Below are 16717 nucleotides of genomic sequence, written 5' to 3'. Positions count from 1 at the left end.
AGAAAAGTAAATGAATTTAAATAACATTTTTAAAAAAGTAACAGGCATTGCACTAGCAGCAACATTATCATTTGGTGCATTTGTTGGTAATGCATTTGCAGCACAAACAGGTCCAATAAATACAGATGGTAGTTCTAATGCGCTAACAGAAGCACCATCTATTGAAAAAGAAGTAACAGGTGGATATTTCGGTGGTGGTACATTTGAATATGAAATAAAAGCAGCAGATGCACCAGCTTATTCTGGCTACCAATCTCGTACAAGTACAGATCCACTAATTGGTATAGGTGATGGAAATATAGAGTTAGAAGATGGAGAAACAACTGGTAGTGAAAAACTTACAGTAAATCAAGAAGCGGTAGATAAAGCACAACCTGGTGTTTATAGATATCAAGTTAGTGAAAAAGCTTCTGGTATTTCAGGTATGAAAGATGATGATAAAGTATATGATGTAGACGTATTTGTTACAAGTGATAACGGTACAGGAAGAAAAATTGCTTACTATATTGTTTCTTTAAAGGGAGAAAAAGCACCACTTAAATTTACTAATGAATTATCTCAAAAATCATTGAAAGTAACAAAAAAATAGATGGTAACCAAGCTGATCTATCTGATACATTTGAATTTACAATTGCTTTAGCTCAAGCTGAAGGAAAGAAAAATACATCCGTAAGATTAAATGGTACTACACCAATTAAGTCAGGCGAAAATGCAGTATCAGCAGGTCAAATTGGAAATGATGGATCATTTGAAATTACTGGATTAGCTAGTGGAGATAAAATTACAATTACTGAAAAAGATACTCAAGACAAACAAGGTTATAAAGCTAATGTAACTTATAATGATGGAAAATTAGAAAATGCAGATGTTAAAAAAGAAGGTACTAGTGTTACATTTACAGTTGCAGATGACGGGGAGATTACTTGGACAAATACAAGAAAAGGTGATATCCCAACAGGTCTTATTGAAAATGTAGCACCATTCGTTCTTGCAATCGCAGCAGCAGGTGTAATATTCTTTATCTACTTTAAAAACAACAAAAAAGAAGAGGAATTAGCATAACATAAATACTATCACCCCTTTTGTGGGTGGGTTTACATATTAAATTTTAAGGGAGGTAGATTTATTGCAAGTATTAGCTAATATATCACGCATTGGCGAGAAAATTCTTGACCGCATAGTCGCGATTTTTTTGATACTCGTTATACTTTTTGCAGGCTACTCCCTTTGGAATTCTTATATGCTATTTCGTGGGGGATTTGCGGGCGATGACCTCTTAAAATATAAACCACAGATATCAGAAGATGGAACAAACCCAACCTTGTGGGATCTGATGAAGATAAATGAAGATGTTATAGCTTGGATAACAATTGATGATACAAATATTGATCATCCAATTGTCCAAGGTGAGGACAATATGGAATATATAAACAAGGATGTATACAAGAAGTTTGCCTTAAGTGGGTCTATATTTCTTGACTATAGGAATAACAGAGACTTTACCGATCCTTATTCTCTTTTATATGGTCATCATATGGAAAGAGGAGGTATGTTTGGGGATGTAGTACTATTTGAAGACCAAAAATATTTTGATAAGCATAAGACTGGCACATTATTTTTGCCAGATCAGACTTTCAAAATAGAGATATTTATGGTCAGCAAAATTGATGCTTATGATCCAGTGATTTTTAATCCAAGTTCTATAAAAACTATGGATGGTAGAAATTACTTAATCGAACAAGCTAGGCAAAAAATGATTCATCAAAGAGATATAGATATTGGCAATGATAGAATAATAGCTTTATCTACTTGTGAAAAAGCAACTACCAACGGGAGGACTGTTATCTTAGCTGTGATTAGACCGATGAATGGAGACAAATAATGAAATCATCAAATAGATTTAAAAATTTAATATTAATAATGATGGTAGTTATATTTCCACTCCTTGTATCAAAAGCAGATGAAAAAATAAGCATACCCATATCTGTCGAATGGACTTATGAAGGTCAAAAATGGGAAAACAGTCCTCATCAGTCAAATGTCGTGATAAAAGCATTAAATGATGCACCAAGTTTTAGTAATAGCTCATTTAATTCTACAGGTAATTATAAAATAGAAATTACGGAGCCAAACTTTAATAAAGCTGGCAAATATGAGTATCTTATTTATCAAAACAATGAAGATTTTACAGAAAAAGGCAAAACTGTAATTTATGACAAAACAAAATACAGATTAGTATTTTTCGTACAAAATGGAACAAATGGTCTTACAAGTTCTGTGTATGTCTATAATGAATCGGATTATAAGGAAAATGATAATAATACTAATAAAAAAGCAGAAATAAAATTTATAAATGATGATCCTTACAAACATAAAGATAATGGTGAGATTGTAGGTCCTGATGATTCTAAAAATCCTCCTAAAAAAGAGGATGGGAATAAAGATAGTACTTTAGATCCAGAAAAGAATATTAAAGATAATAAGGGTAAATCTTGTATATATTTGGCAAATAAAAATAATAGTAATAGGCAATCAAACGACCGAGTTAAAACAGGTATAGAAAGTCTTGGAATTTGGTTAGTAATATTAATATTATCAGCATACTTACTTTATAAATTAGAAGTAAATAAAAGAAAAAAACCATACCATAGCTAAGAGCTTAGAGGAGATTTCCTTTAAGCTTTTTATTTTATACTAATATAAACTCATTTTTGTAAAACATTGAAATTTGAAGCTTGACACAGTATTTTTGATGATCACAATTTTGACATCATTTGCTAAATATTGTATAATTTATTTAGCTATAATTAAGTAATAGACTTAAATTTAAAGAAAAGTAGGAGCTAGAAATGAAAAGCAAAAAACTATATATAGGAACAATTGCTCTAGCGCTTTCTATAGGTACCCTAGCACCCTTAGGAAATAATGCGATTAGTTCTGTTGCATATGCAAGTGAGCAAAATAATCAAAAACAAAATGAAGAAAAAAATATAAATACCGAAGATGAAACAAAAAAAGATGAAAAACAGTCTGCAAAGTCAAATGAATTAAAAGAATTAATTGATGATGCATCATCAGTAAAAGAATCAGAGCGTTACAATAAAGCATCATCATTTGAGAAAGATGATTATAATAAAGCCATAGAAGCCGGTAAAAATCCAAAAGCTGAATCTGATCTACAACAATTAATAGATAATATTATATCAGCTAAAGAAAAATTAGGAGCAAGTTCATTTAATACATACAAACAACGTGAAGGTCTTAGCTCAACAATTGCCCTTGCAGAAAAATTATCTAAAAGCATAGAAAATAATAGCAATATATCAAAAGATGAAAAAGATAAGCTTAAAAATGCAATTGATAATGCAAAAGTATATGAAAAAAATGTAAACAAGAGTGGAGAAGAAATTAAATCTACAAATAACACTCTTGCTCAAAATATAAATGATCTAATTTCAAAATATAATTTAGATTTAGATAATCTTGCATTGACAAATGATGAATTTGATAAGATTATACCATCTGAAAATACAAGCTATGGTAAATCTTATAAAAATTTAGGATCATTAATAAATTCTGTAAAAGAATTTTCTGAAAAAGATACTTATAAAAAATTAAATTCAAAAGAAAAAAATAATCTAACTAATGCATCAAATCAAGCTATAGATATTCATAATAATTTTAAATCTACAACGGATCAGTTAAAACAAGCTTATAATAATTTGAACAAAGCTTATAATGATGCATTAGTAACTGTTAATTCAGAAGATACTCAAGTAAGTAGATTAAAAAAACAAATTCAAGAGGCAACTGCAAGCAATCCGGAAGGCTATGGCAATGCAGGAGAAGTAGCTAAACTATCTTATAATAATGCAAAAGCTAATGCTAATACTATTGCAAAAAAAGAAAATGCAACAGCTGATGAATTACAAAAAGCATTAAATAATTTAAAATTAGCAAAACTTACTCTAGCTCCAGTAAAAACAAAAACACTTGATGACGAACAAAATCAAAAATCAGCAAAAGAAAACTTGCAAAAACTAGTAGATGATGCCAAGTCTTATAAAAAAGAAAATCCTTACAAATCAGCTAGTGCTGAAAATAAAAAAGAATATGATGATGCAATTACAAAGGCAAGTGACCTTTTAAAAAATGCAAATTCAACTAATGCACAATTTGATGAACAATTAAAAAAAATTAATGATGCTAAAAGTAAATTAGCAGCTTCAAAATTAGATACAAACAATAATGATTTTGAACAAGGCAAAACATTTTTAGATAGTTTAGTAAGAAATAAAAAAATCGTAGAAGTTAGTTCTGCTTACAAGGATGCTGATTCTAGTAAAAAAGAAGCTTATGATAAGGCAATTTCTGATGCAAGTTTAATTTTGAAAGATATTGCTGATGGTAAAGATATTGCTGCTGAAAAAATAAATGAAAGTATAAATAAAATAGTAAATGCGCTAGCAGATATGAAATATATTGATGATATAAAATATCCATCTACCTTAAAAGAATTGATTGATGAAGCACCTAGCTTTAGGGAATCTTTGGGATACTATATTAAAAACAATAGTCAAAAAGATGCAGACAAGGCACTTATAAAAACTTATAATGATTTGATAGAAGAAGTTTCAAAAAATATAGATACTATTAATCAAGATCAAAAATTAGCTGAAAAATACGTAGAAAGAATTAATGATGTCAAGAAAACTATACAGGGAAAAATGACATCAGAAGAGCTTGATTTAAAATATAAGCTTAATAAATTGATAGATGATGCAGAAAAAGTATCAAAACGTCCAGACTTTAATAAAGCAGCTCAACAAAAAAGAGATGATTTAAATAAGGCTTTGGAAAAAGCGAAGAAAGCTGAAACAAATAAAGAAATAGAAGAAGCGATAAGCTATTTGGAAGCGGCTCTTAAAGGGTTCGAAAAAGAATCTTTAGAAGATTTACTAGCTTTAGCTAAAAAAGTTAAAGAACATGAAGATTATAAGGATGTTGGAGATACACAAAGAGAAAGCCTAGATAATGCCATAGCTGCTGCAAATAATGCTCTAGCAAGTGGAAATGATACTGAAAAAGAAATAGCTAGAACTGCTTTAGAAAACGCTCTAGATCAAAGCGAAATAAAAGCTATTGCAGATTTAATAAGATCTGGCAAAGAATCTAAAGATACTTCAAAAGATGGAAAAGAAACGGTAAATCCTAAACAAATAATTGAAAAAGTGATTGCTAATGATCAAACTCTAAAGGCAAGCGAAAAATACAAAAAAGCTCAAAAATCTTTAAGGGATGCATACGATAAAGCTCTTTTACAGGCAAGTGAATTAATTAATAAAGATGATGTTAAAGAGAAAGATCTAAAAGCAGCATCCGATAAATTAATTGCTGCTGCCCATGCATTAGATGGAGATAAATTCAAAGCGAGATTAAAAGAATTACAAGATAATTTTGCAAAAAATAAATCCAAAATAACAGATAAGACAAAAAGATCAGATCTAGAAGAAAAAATAAAAGCTTTAGACAATGAAAATGCAACAATGGATGATTTGTTAGCAGTAGAAAAAGCATATAAAGAAGCAACTGCAGTTACAGGTTCACAAACGCCTGTTCAAGGCAGTACAAGTACAACTACTAAATCAGTGCCAGGTACAACAACTACAACAACCCCAGTTACTACAACAAAAGAAGTTCCTGCTACAATAACTCCAGGATCAATAGTAAGAACGGGTATAAAATCAATTGTAGGTGTGGCGGTAGTTCTTGTAGTAGCACTTGGAGCATATGCTCTAACAGGCAAAAGCAAGAAAAAAGATGAAAATGAAAATACACAAAGGAGAAATGACAATGAAATTAAATAAAACACTAGCATCAGCATTATTATTATCAGTAGCACTAACAGGCTGCAACAATATGGTCGAAAATGAAGATTCAAAAGATAAAAATGAACCAGTTGTAGAAGAAAATAAAGATAAAGGTACTAATAAAACTGAAGATACAGCAGAGAATAAAGATGATAAAGACAATCAAGCTGACGAAAAAGAAACAGCAGCTGAAGATAGTGAAAAAAATACAGATGAAGTAGAAGATGAAGCTACAGATTCTGACGAAAATTCACAAGAAAGTGAAACAAAAGATACAGCAAATCTTTCAAAAGATGAAAAAATCGAAGCTTTAGAGCAATCTATCTTTGACAATAGATCAAGTGCTCGTGCAGTAGAATTATTATTTGAACTATCACCAGAAACTGCAAATCAACATTCAGATGAATTAAATGAATTATTAGATAATTCAAATATGCTCCTAGAAAAAGCTCAAACAGCTCTTGAAGAATTAAAAGCAGAATGATAAAAGACCCCTAGGGGTCTTTTTTATTACGATTTTAAAAATGCTTTATTGGGGTATAATACAACAAAGAATAATTCTTAAAATAAAGGAGTTATATATGAACAAAAAAATATTAAAAACTAGTGCAGCATTAGCACTTGGAACACTTTTACTAGTGCCTAATAATAAAAATGTATATGCTGCTAGCACAGATACTGAAGCTAATCAAAGTGTAAAAACCAAAGAACAAAAGTATAAAGAAGCGGTAGAGCAATTAAACTATGAAATTGAAGATTCCTATGCTTATATGAACAGCTACCAATATAAAAATGCTGATATAGATAATCAAATAGCTTTTAACAATGCTCTTTTAGGACTTGAAGAAACTTATAAACAATATAAGGACTTCACACCTAGTACTGATGGAGGTTATGATCTTCATACAAATACTATTTATAGAGTAATTAAAGCAAAAAATATAGCCAAATCAAATTTAAATGGTAGAGAAGTTGATAAATCAGAACTTTTTGGGCTTATTAATGAACAATCTCAGTTCCAAGCTACAGATGCTTATAAAAATGCTCCTAAGCAATTAAGAGATGATTACAATAATGCTCTTAAAAATTCTTATAAGGTTCTTAATGAGGGACAACAAAATCTAACCAATCTAGAAAATGAAGAAACAGTAAAAGCTATTAAAGATGCGAAAAATGCTATTTTATCTAATGAAGAAAGAACAAAAGCTATCAATAGCTTAAAAGATGAAATAGCTAAAGTAGATTCTATAAAAGCTGATAAAGCACTCTATACAGAAAAATCCTACAATTCTTATAATAATGCAGTTATTTTAGCAAAATCCACATTAGAAAATCCAAATTCTAGCCTAGATCAAATAAAATCAGCAACAGATTTAATAAAATCTGCTAAAAATAGTTTAGAGAAAAAACAAAATAGTACAGATAAAAGCCGTCAAGAGCAAATTAAGAGATTAGAAAAAGCTATAAAGGAAAATAAAACTACAAAAGAAGCTGCAAAACTTCTAAAAAAAGTTACACCAAATATAGCTTCTAAAAATATGAATAAGTTAAATAATTTAATTAAAAAATCAGATGATATTATAAATAAGTCCACTAAAGTTTTAAACCAACTAAAAGGAATAAGAGGTTAATATAATCTATATTTCAGGAGGTAATATGAAATTTAAAAAAAATATGCTGAAGGTTGCTTTACTTTTAAACATTGCTGTCTTTGGATTGAGTGGACAAAATTCTTATGCTGATGCTCTAGATGCTGAAGAAAATTTAATAGAAAATCAAGATAATGAAATTGAAAGCAAACAAGAAGTTTCATCAGACCAAGCAGATCCTAAGCAAGAAGAAAATGAATATGTAGAAGAAAACATTATAGAAAATCAAAACTATAATGCTCAAAATACAGCCCGAAATTCTCAAACATTAAATCGTGATCCAAAAATCGAAGATCAAATTAAACAATTGCAACTTGCAGTGGATGATGAAGTAAATGTTGTAAATTCAAATGCTTATTATAATTATGCTAGCCAAGAGCTAAAAGCAGATTATGAAGCGGCTATTAAAAATGCAAAAGCAGTACTTGCAAGAAAAGATTCTGCTAGCTATGAAGATCTAAGAAATGCTATGACCATGGTAAATACAGCTAAGCAAAATATTTCAAAACAAGTAAATCAACAAGCACAAAAAGAAAACAAAAAAAAGCAATTAAATGAAGCTATAAAAAGAAATCAAACAACTATAGCAGCAGCTAAGCAATTAAAAACCTTAATGCCAAATTCTTCAAAGAAATTTGAAAAGCAATTAAATGCATTAATGGTAAAATCTGAAACACTGATAGCTCGTGCTAATCAAATGTTAAAAAGCTTATAAATTTACCCCTACAAGTAGACCTTGTAGGGGTTTTTTTGCACTATTTTACTTTAAAAAACCCTTAATAAATGTATATTATATATAAGTAAATAAACTATTAGAGAGGGTTTTAGAGTTGAAAAAGAAAATATTTGGACTAACTATGGCTATGGTTTTAGCTATAAATCCTATAATAAATATAAGTGCACCAGCTAATACAGCCTACGCTGCCATTGATCAGTCACAATTAGATAGGTTAGATACAACAAATTTAGAAAGACAAATAAAAGCTGCAAGATATTTGATTGACAATTTGCCAAATATTATTAGTGGCGATAAGAAAAAAAGATTAGAAGAGCTGATTAAAAATAGCGAAGATTTAATTAGAAGGATAAATAAGTTAAAAGCTAGCCAAGCTGTTGCTGATAATTTGAATATAAGAGTTAAAAATATTATCAGAGAAAATTTAGATAAAAAAAATACTCAATTTACTATAAATATAAATTCTTATACAAGCAACCAAGAAATCCAGTCCTGGTTTTTACAAACAGTCAAAGAAGATTGGTACTTTTTTTATAGTATGTATGGCAAGGCAAATGTAAAAACTAAGTACAATTCCAAAAAGACTAAGGGTGATAAGGTGTATATTGACTCTGCTACTTTTACAGTAACTTATAGAGAAGATCCAGTAGTTGATGATCAGGTAGAAAATTTTGCAAACGAATGGGTAAGGCAAAATATAAATGATTATGATAGTGACCTTGAAAAGACTCAAAAAATCCATGATTTTATTGTAACTAAAAACCAATATAATAGAGGAGATATCAAAGATATCAGCGGTGGATATTCTATTTACCATCCAGCAAGTATCCTTTATGGAAATGGTGGAGTGTGCAATGCCTATGCAACACTTTTTGATAAATTAGCAAGAAAATCAGGTTTAGATGTAAGATATGCAACAGGATATTCTAAAAAAAATGGAGAGCCTCATATTTGGAATATGGTAAAAGTGGATGGAAATTGGTATAACATAGATACTACTTGGGATGATCCAACCATTACCTTTAATGATGGATATGTTGAAAACTTAGAAGACTTTATTATTTATGATTTCTTCTTAAAAAGTGATGGAGAAATCCAAAAATCAAGAACTATAGATAACAATCAAGATAGACCACAAAGTTTTTCTACATTAAATACTGGATTAACTGATACCACTATTCAAAAAGTTGGAGATACTTATAGGGTGGTAAGATAAAAAAGACTTTTTATAAAATAGACCCCTCAATCTGCATTTCGAATTGAGGGGTTATTTCATATTATATAATCTAATTTTTATTTTTTCTTTTTTTTATTATAGCGTTTTTAATATCATCAAATTCATCAACTTTTAATAGATAGACTGTTCCTATATAAATTACACCAGCAAAAGCAATTGTTACCAAAAGCCATAGATTTGATGGGTGGATATTATAAAAGTATTTAGCAAAGATTCCTAGAGCAGTTCCTGCTATTAGAATTTTTCCTATATTTTTTAATATATATTTATTTTCTAAAGATCCAAAAGTTTTTTTATACATTATGAAAGTTATTATTACAGCTGATAGTTGGCTAAAGGTAGTAGCCATTGCAAGACCTACTAGTCCATATTTCATTGATAAGGTGTAATCAAGAAAAACATTTATTCCTAATTGTACAAAGGAAATAATTGTAGGTACTTTTGTATTTTGGTGGGAGAAAAATGATAGATATAGTAAGTCCACTATGGCAGGACCTATTAAATATAAGGTATAGGTAAATAAAACCTTACTTGTCATTATCATATCATTGTAATTAAATTCTCCTCTATAATATACAAAAGAAATAATAGGCTCTGATAAAACCATCATTCCGATAATAGATGGTATAAATAAAATCATTATTTTTACTAATGTTTTACTTGTTAGATCTTTCATTGCCTGTGTGTCATTATCTGCTACTAGTTTACCGATGATTGGGTAGGCTGTAACTTGAAATGGCACTATAAATGTTGAGCTTACAATTCTAAGTATTTTTAAGGCATAATTTATAATCGAAACCCCACCATCTGGTGCAACTAAGGATGCAAATGATTGGTCAACTATAGTTGATATATACACAGCTGCCATCGAAAAAGTTGTTGGTAAGGATAAGATTATTATTTTTTTGACATTATCATCAAAAGAAAATTTTATTTTTCCTCTTTTGAACCCAGTTTTTCTGATAGCTCTAGGAAAAATTATAAACTGAATGAAATATGCTAAAAATATCCCTATAGTCATAACTTTTACATTACCCTTTGAAATGGCAACTGTAATAGCCAAAATTATATTTAATATAATAAGTGGTAGGGCAGGTGTTAAGAAATTACCTTTAATTTGCAAGTAAGCTGAAAAAATAGCTGCATATATATTTGGATATATGGTTAAAATTATAGCCCTCATAAAGCTAGTCGCTATTTTTAATTTTTCGCCGCTATATCCTGCTGCAAAAAGTTTTACAATTGCCGGAGCAAAGGTAAAAGCTAATATCATTATTGCCGATGTTAGAAATAAAGAAAAATTTAGCAAGTTATTTGTAAATTGATCTGCAGATTTTTTGCCGGATTTTTTTAATATTTCATTATAGGTCGGTATATAAGTTTTACTTAAAGCGTAAGTAATTACTGAAAAAATAAGGGTAGCCGCAGTTGTAGATGTATTAAAGGCATCGGTTATTGGACCTGTTCCGTAATAGAAAGAAAAAATCATCTCACGCACAAATGAGAAGATTTTTCCTACTAAATTTAATATTATAAGTATTAGTGTATTGTTCATGATTTTTTATTAGCATAACCTAATAGAAAATTGTCAATGGACTCTATTTCTAAGGTTATTAGTTCATTTATTGGTATTTCAAATTGGTCAAAAACTTTAGCATTAGCGCTATCTATAGCATCAATTATGACATATTTGTCATTAAAATCTTTCACATAACCTGTAGTTAGATCATAGTAATTAAAGCTTGTTGCTATGCTAATTATCTTATTGTGGCTTTTGGCATATCTTATAAGATCTATAAAATCTGGTTTTGATGCATATATTTCATTATCACTATCTCCAATTGAAATATTGCCCCAAAAATCCATATAAGTTTCTATTTTTTTAAGATATTCGGTATTTTTTTCTATACCATGTATAGTTGATTTATCAAATAAAAGATAACCATCGAATTTTCCTTGATCATCTACTAAATGAGTAAATAATCTATCTTTGCTTTGGTAGATAACATAACCTACTGCAAATGAATCTTCATTTGATGAATATATTTCTAATAATTCATTCATAAGTACTCCTAGTTATTTAAGAATCTTGATAAGAATTCTCTTGTTCTATTATGGTTAGGATTTTCAAAAATATCTTTTGGAGATCCGTCCTCTAGGATTATACCTTTATCCATAAATAAAACTCTAGTAGAAACTTCACGGGCAAAGTCCATTTCGTGTGTTACAACTATCATAGTAATTCCTGTTTTTGCAAGTTTTGTCATTACTTCTAAAACTTCTCCAACCATTTCTGGATCTAGGGCACTAGTAGGCTCATCGAAAAGTAAAACTTTTGGATTCATACACAAGGCACGTGCTATAGCAACTCTTTGTTTTTGTCCGCCTGATAATTGAGCTGGCTTTGCATGTATAAATCTTTGCATTCCTACATCTGATAAAAAGCTCATTGCTAGCTCTTCTGCTTCTTTTTTATTTTTGCCAAGAACTATTTCTTGACCTAAGGTACAATTTTCAAGAACATTTTTATTTTCAAAAAGGTTGAAGTTTTGAAAAACCATTCCTACTTGAGATCTATAATGTCTTTCATCAAAGTTATTTTCTAAAATATTTTTTCCTTCGTATAAGATTTCACCGCTAGTTGGTGTTTCGAGTAGGTTTAGACACCTTAAAAGGGTTGATTTTCCAGAACCAGATGAACCAATTATAGAAACAACTTCATTTTTTTCTACTTTAAAATTAATATCTTTTAGAACTTTGAGATCACCAAAACTTTTTTCTAGGTTATTAACTTCAATTATTGACATTTTTTACTCCTGTACTTGATTCTAGTATATATTCTTTGCCACTCATTCTTTTTTCAACTACTAATAATATTCTAGTAATCGCAAAGGTTAGGATAAAGTAAATTAGGGCTGTAATTAAATATGTTGGGAAATATTGGTAGGTAGATCCAGCAACTGATTTACTCATAAAGAATAATTCTGTTACAGAGATTACATTAAGAACAGATGTATCTTTTATATTAATTACAAATTCGTTTCCAAGTGATGGGATAATTGTTTTTACTGCTTGTGGTACAACTACACTCTTCATAGTTTGCCAATGTGTCATACCTAAAGCCTTGCAGGCTTCAAATTGTCCTTTATTTATTGAATTTATTCCACCACGAACAACTTCTGATAAATATGCACCAGTATTTACTGATACTATTAAAATAGCTGCAAACATTGTTGAAAGGTCTACACCAAAATATTGTTTTAGTCCATAAAAAATAATTACAGATTGAACCATCATTGGCGTACCACGGAATATTTCTACATAGGCTCCTAAGATAAAGTTAACTATTTTATAGATGGCGTAGCCTACAGGATTTTTTTCTTTATTGACTTCTGTTTTTCTAATAACTGCAACAAGTAATCCAATTAAAAATCCTAATAGAGTAGAAACTATTGCTATGAATAGAGTATTTACAATTCCTTTTAAAAATAGGGAGGAATATCTATTCCAAATAGATTGCATTTCTTGGGAAAATGTTAAATTCTCCTTGCTTTGATCTTCTCCAAAGCTTGCGATTTTTATCATATGGTCCATAATATCGTCTTGTTCATCTTGAGAAATATTTTTCAAAACATTATTTATATCATTTTTTAGAGGAGATCCTTTTTTTATACCTACGGCTATACTTGTAAGCATAGGATCGATATCAAATCCTTCTTCAGGATTAAAATCTCTATAAGATAAATCTGTATTTGCATAAATAGCTATCATTGCACCAGATTTATCAGAAACATAGCCATCAATATTGCCAGCTTTTGTTGCAGCAATCATAGTTGGAAATGAGTCTAGGGCCTGTTGCTTTTTTACACCATCCATTTGATCAATTAAATCATAATGAAAGGTGCCAAGTTGACCTGTAATTTTTGCATCTTTGTAGTCATGAATATTTGTTGCATTTGTATAAGGAGAATCCTTACGGGTTACCACACCTATAGATGCGTTGTAATAGCTATCTGTAAAATCAATTTGCTTTAAGCGTTCATCTGTAGGACTCATACCAGCAACGATTGCATCAATTTTTCCAGATGTAAGGGCTGGAATCAGTCCATCCCAATCAATTTTATAAATTTCTATATCCATGCCAAGTTCATCAGCAAGTTTTTTAGCGATTGTTACATCATATCCATTTGCAAATTCTCCTGGAGAATTTGCAACTTCTAGACCTCCATTTTTATCGTCTACTTCAGAAAAGTTAAATGGAGCATAGTTTACCTCCATGCCTACTTTTAAAGTGGGCTTTTCGTTACTAGCAAAGCTAGTATTTATAAATGTCAAAAAAACTAAAGCTAAACTTAATAAAATTTTTCTTACTTTTTCCATAATATTCCTTCCTTGGGTTAAAAAATTCCAAAAAAATACACGTGCTCTTTCACCATCCATGGGACGAAAGGCCGTGTTACCACCCAAATTTATGCACTTTTCACAAAGTACACCTCACTAAGTACCATCATACTCGGTTGCTGTAACGTGCAATCACGTCTTTGAATCAAATAATCCTCAAAGAAACTCCAAGACTTTTTTCACTTATCTTCCAAATATCCCTTTCCACCAGCTGGGACTCTCTAGATTCTTCCAAAAAGTTACTCCTCTTTTCAATGTTATTGAAGATATAATACAAGATTTTGATGAAAAAGTCAAGACTAAGATGGTATAGTTAAAAAAAGAGGTAAACTATGAAATTAAGTAAAAGGCAAAATGAAATAATAAAATTTTTGCAAGAAAGTAATGATCCGATTTCTGGAGAAGTTTTAGGAGAGAAATTTGGAGTATCTAGGCAAATAATTGTAAAAGATATTGGAGTTTTAAAAGCTTTTGGACTTGATATAGTATCAACAAATAAAGGATACAAAATAGATACTAGCCATGGATTAACTAAAATTATAGAATCAAGCCATGATGATAGTGCTATAAAAGATGAACTAAACACTATTGTTGATAATGGTGGAGTAGTTATAGATATTTTTATAAATCATCCAGTATATGGCGTTATCCGCAAAGATTTAAATATAAAATCTCGTAATGGAGTAAATAATTTTGTGAAAAATATGGATATATCAATACCATTAAAGAATTTGACAAATAATGTACACTATCACACTATCAGTACTAAAAATGAGGAAAGTTTTGAAAATATTAAAAAAGCTCTAGCAAAAAAAGGATATTTAAAATAAACTTCCCACTGTATATACAATAAATATTTTTTATGTTATACTTTAGCTAAGAAAAAAATTAGGAGAGTATATGAAAAAATATTTAAAAGAGCAGGGAATAACACTTTCACCTAGAGTTTATTTTATAGATGCCCTAGGAGCTATGGCATTTGGACTTTTTGCATCCTTACTGGTAGGCACAATTTTAAATTCTATTGGCAATACTTTTGATATTCCCTTTTTAACTGAAAGGATATGGTCTTTAGTAGGCCAAGCAACAGGTGCCGCAATCGCAGTATCTATTGCTTATGCCTTAAAGGCACCTAATCTAGTTTTATTTGCATCTACTATTGTAGGTCTTGGCTCCTATGAGCTTGGTGGACCAGTTGGTGTTTATATTGCAACAATTTTTGCAACAGAGTTTGGTAAACTTGTTTCAAAAAGAACTAAGCTTGATATAATTATCACACCGACTATTACAATTTTGGTTGGAATACTTGTAGGAGATTTTATAGGACCTGGTGTTGCTGCCTTTATGACAGGGCTAGGCAATATAATTATGAAAGCTACAGAATTGCAACCATTTTTAATGGGAATAGTTGTTGCAGTTTTGGTCGGAGTATCGCTAACTTTACCAATTTCTTCCGCTGCTATTTGTATGATGCTTTCTTTATCAGGAATAGCAGGAGGAGCTGCTACTGTTGGTTGTTCTGCTCAAATGATAGGCTTTGCAGTTATTTCTTATAAGGATAATGGTTTTGAAGGATTACTTGCCCAGGGACTGGGTACGTCTATGTTTCAAGTGCCAAATATTATAAAAAATCCTTGGATTTGGTTGCCAGCAACTCTTGCTGGTGCAATTTTAGGACCTGTCTCCACTTTGGTTTTCAAAATGGAAAACTCACCCCTAGGATCTGGTATGGGCACAAGTGGATTAGTAGGGCAAATCTCAACTATAAATACTATGGCGGCAAGTAGGAGCTTTTCTATCTTGCTAGTTCAAATTCTATTATTACACTTTATACTTCCAGCCTTAATTTCGTATATTACTTACAAGATAATGTATAAAAAAGGACTTATAAAGGATAATGATATGAAAATAAATTTCTAAGCTTTAAAATAAGCTGTTTTAGCCAAGATTTATGGAAATTTAATAAAAAATAGATATAATTAAGGAAGAAGCATTAAATAATAATGCTTTTTTCTTTTATAAAGGAGAGTCCAATGGAAAAACAAAGAAATTTCGACCAATTTAAAGTAAATCTTAATGAAGGTTCTTCAGTTGGTCATGTTATAGCAGTAATGAGTGGTAAGGGTGGAGTTGGTAAATCATCCGTAACTAGCATGCTAGCAAATAAATTAAATAAAAAAGGATACAAAGTAGCAGTTTTTGATGCTGATATTACAGGTCCATCAATTCCACAAGCTTTTGGTATTGATGAAAGTGTAACAGGTACCAAAGAAGGAATCATGTATCCAGGAGTAACTCGTGATGGTATTAAAATTATCTCTGTAAATATGATTTTACCAAATAAAACAGATCCTGTAGTATGGAGATCATCAATAGTAACAGGAGTTATCAAACAATTTTATACAGATGTAGACTGGGGCGAAATAGATTATATGCTAGTTGATATGCCACCAGGAACAAGCGATGTACCGCTTACAGTTTTCCAATCACTGCCAATAGATGGAATAGTAGCGGTTGCAACTCCTCAAGATTTAGTAGGTATGGTTGTAGAAAAATCACTAAAAATGTCAAAAATGATGGGCAAAAAAGTAATAGGACTTGTTGAAAACATGTCATATTTCCAATGCCCAGATTGCGGAAGCAAACATAAAATTTTTGGAGATAGCCATATAGATGAAGTAGCAAGCAAATATGACATCGATACTATAGCAAAAGTACCTATAAATCCTGAAGTAGCAAGTAAAATAGATGCTGGACTAGTAGAGGATGTGGATCTTGAAGAACTAAATCCAATCTTAGAAAAAATAGAAAGCTTATAGGTAAG

16 protein-coding genes and 1 other annotated feature are annotated in these 16717 nt (G+C 30.2%); of the genes, 12 read left to right on the top strand and 4 right to left on the bottom strand.

Features of this window, described 5'->3' with window-relative positions:
- Positions 1–10 precede the first annotated feature (10 nt).
- From DY249_RS06195 to DY249_RS06160, 9 genes are all read left to right on the top strand, one after another.
- The gene (locus DY249_RS06195; protein WP_115595548.1) at positions 11–589 is read left to right on the top strand and encodes a Spy0128 family protein; all 579 of its coding nucleotides are present in this window, start codon (positions 11–13) and stop codon (positions 587–589) included.
- Positions 553–1062, top strand: a complete 510-nt coding sequence (locus DY249_RS09510; RefSeq protein WP_425450983.1) for a DUF7601 domain-containing protein — start codon at positions 553–555, stop codon at positions 1060–1062. Before DY249_RS06195 ends, DY249_RS09510 begins: the two co-directional genes overlap by 37 nt.
- A 64-nt stretch (positions 1063–1126) precedes the next feature.
- A complete protein-coding gene (srtB, locus tag DY249_RS06190; RefSeq protein WP_115595547.1) occupies positions 1127–1882 on the top strand; it encodes a class B sortase in 756 nt (251 codons plus the stop codon).
- Positions 1882–2655, top strand: coding sequence for a hypothetical protein (locus tag DY249_RS06185; RefSeq protein ID WP_115595546.1), 774 nt, complete (start codon positions 1882–1884; stop codon positions 2653–2655). The genes srtB and DY249_RS06185 overlap by 1 nt, the downstream gene beginning before the upstream one ends.
- Positions 2656–2849: 194 nt before the next feature.
- A complete protein-coding gene (locus tag DY249_RS06180) occupies positions 2850–5867 on the top strand; it encodes an FIVAR domain-containing protein (RefSeq protein ID WP_115595545.1) in 3018 nt (1005 codons plus the stop codon).
- A complete protein-coding gene (locus DY249_RS06175; protein ID WP_115595544.1) occupies positions 5854–6354 on the top strand; it encodes a midas domain-containing protein in 501 nt (166 codons plus the stop codon). The genes DY249_RS06180 and DY249_RS06175 overlap by 14 nt, the downstream gene beginning before the upstream one ends.
- A 97-nt stretch (positions 6355–6451) precedes the next feature.
- Positions 6452–7501, top strand: coding sequence for an FIVAR domain-containing protein (locus DY249_RS06170; protein ID WP_115595543.1), 1050 nt, complete (start codon positions 6452–6454; stop codon positions 7499–7501).
- A 25-nt stretch (positions 7502–7526) separates the two neighbouring features.
- On the top strand, positions 7527–8234 hold the full coding sequence (locus DY249_RS06165; protein WP_115595542.1) for a hypothetical protein: 708 nt from the start codon (positions 7527–7529) through the stop codon (positions 8232–8234).
- A gap of 115 nt (positions 8235–8349) precedes the next feature.
- Positions 8350–9471, top strand: a complete 1122-nt coding sequence (locus DY249_RS06160) for a transglutaminase domain-containing protein (RefSeq protein WP_115595541.1) — start codon at positions 8350–8352, stop codon at positions 9469–9471.
- A gap of 70 nt (positions 9472–9541) precedes the next feature.
- Here DY249_RS06160 and murJ read toward each other — a convergent pair whose 3' ends face one another.
- Genes murJ through DY249_RS06140 form a run of 4 tightly spaced genes read right to left on the bottom strand, consistent with a single transcriptional unit; the run spans position 9542 to position 13872 of the window.
- Complete coding sequence (gene murJ, locus DY249_RS06155; RefSeq protein ID WP_115595540.1) at positions 9542–11047, bottom strand: murein biosynthesis integral membrane protein MurJ; 1506 nt, start codon at positions 11045–11047, stop codon at positions 9542–9544.
- On the bottom strand, positions 11044–11556 hold the full coding sequence (locus tag DY249_RS06150; protein ID WP_115595539.1) for a hypothetical protein: 513 nt from the start codon (positions 11554–11556) through the stop codon (positions 11044–11046). Before DY249_RS06150 ends, murJ begins: the two co-directional genes overlap by 4 nt.
- 8 nt (positions 11557–11564) lie before the next feature.
- Entirely contained in the window at positions 11565–12299 is a 735-nt protein-coding gene (locus DY249_RS06145) for an amino acid ABC transporter ATP-binding protein (RefSeq protein ID WP_115595538.1), read from the bottom strand.
- On the bottom strand, positions 12286–13872 hold the full coding sequence (locus tag DY249_RS06140; protein ID WP_115595980.1) for an ABC transporter substrate-binding protein/permease: 1587 nt from the start codon (positions 13870–13872) through the stop codon (positions 12286–12288). Before DY249_RS06140 ends, DY249_RS06145 begins: the two co-directional genes overlap by 14 nt.
- A gap of 56 nt (positions 13873–13928) precedes the next feature.
- Positions 13929–14157, bottom strand: a binding site (T-box leader).
- A gap of 68 nt (positions 14158–14225) precedes the next feature.
- Between DY249_RS06140 and DY249_RS06135 the strand changes: the two genes are divergently transcribed.
- The 3 genes from DY249_RS06135 (at position 14226) to DY249_RS06125 (ending at position 16712) form a co-directional block, all read left to right on the top strand.
- On the top strand, positions 14226–14723 hold the full coding sequence (locus DY249_RS06135) for a transcription repressor NadR (protein ID WP_115595537.1): 498 nt from the start codon (positions 14226–14228) through the stop codon (positions 14721–14723).
- Between the two features lie 70 nt (positions 14724–14793).
- Positions 14794–15813, top strand: coding sequence for a PTS sugar transporter subunit IIC (locus tag DY249_RS06130; protein ID WP_101539399.1), 1020 nt, complete (start codon positions 14794–14796; stop codon positions 15811–15813).
- A 113-nt stretch (positions 15814–15926) separates the two neighbouring features.
- Entirely contained in the window at positions 15927–16712 is a 786-nt protein-coding gene (locus DY249_RS06125) for an Mrp/NBP35 family ATP-binding protein (RefSeq protein WP_101539398.1), read from the top strand.
- Positions 16713–16717: the final 5 nt, after the last annotated feature.

This window comes from Anaerococcus octavius, from assembly GCF_900445265.1.
GTDB classification, from domain to species: domain Bacteria; phylum Bacillota; class Clostridia; order Tissierellales; family Peptoniphilaceae; genus Anaerococcus; species Anaerococcus octavius.
The sequence above is the reverse complement of the archived record's forward strand: the minus strand, read 5'-3'. Positions and strand labels throughout refer to the sequence as shown.

What these genes read in the sequence shown, in the direction of transcription:
- DY249_RS06180 (WP_115595545.1), top strand. Translation starts at nt 2,850, where the DNA reads ATGAAAAGCAAAAAACTATATATAGGAACAATTGCTCTAGCGCTTTCT.
- DY249_RS06145 (WP_115595538.1), bottom strand. Translation starts at nt 12,299, where the DNA reads ATGTCAATAATTGAAGTTAATAACCTAGAAAAAAGTTTTGGTGATCTC.
- DY249_RS06135 (WP_115595537.1), top strand. Translation starts at nt 14,226, where the DNA reads ATGAAATTAAGTAAAAGGCAAAATGAAATAATAAAATTTTTGCAAGAA.
- DY249_RS06170 (WP_115595543.1), top strand. Translation starts at nt 6,452, where the DNA reads ATGAACAAAAAAATATTAAAAACTAGTGCAGCATTAGCACTTGGAACA.
- DY249_RS06140 (WP_115595980.1), bottom strand. Translation starts at nt 13,872, where the DNA reads ATGGAAAAAGTAAGAAAAATTTTATTAAGTTTAGCTTTAGTTTTTTTG.
- murJ (WP_115595540.1), bottom strand. Translation starts at nt 11,047, where the DNA reads ATGAACAATACACTAATACTTATAATATTAAATTTAGTAGGAAAAATC.
- DY249_RS06195 (WP_115595548.1), top strand. Translation starts at nt 11, where the DNA reads ATGAATTTAAATAACATTTTTAAAAAAGTAACAGGCATTGCACTAGCA.
- DY249_RS06125 (WP_101539398.1), top strand. Translation starts at nt 15,927, where the DNA reads ATGGAAAAACAAAGAAATTTCGACCAATTTAAAGTAAATCTTAATGAA.
- DY249_RS06150 (WP_115595539.1), bottom strand. Translation starts at nt 11,556, where the DNA reads ATGAATGAATTATTAGAAATATATTCATCAAATGAAGATTCATTTGCA.
- DY249_RS06185 (WP_115595546.1), top strand. Translation starts at nt 1,882, where the DNA reads ATGAAATCATCAAATAGATTTAAAAATTTAATATTAATAATGATGGTA.
- DY249_RS06130 (WP_101539399.1), top strand. Translation starts at nt 14,794, where the DNA reads ATGAAAAAATATTTAAAAGAGCAGGGAATAACACTTTCACCTAGAGTT.
- DY249_RS06175 (WP_115595544.1), top strand. Translation starts at nt 5,854, where the DNA reads ATGAAATTAAATAAAACACTAGCATCAGCATTATTATTATCAGTAGCA.
- DY249_RS06165 (WP_115595542.1), top strand. Translation starts at nt 7,527, where the DNA reads ATGAAATTTAAAAAAAATATGCTGAAGGTTGCTTTACTTTTAAACATT.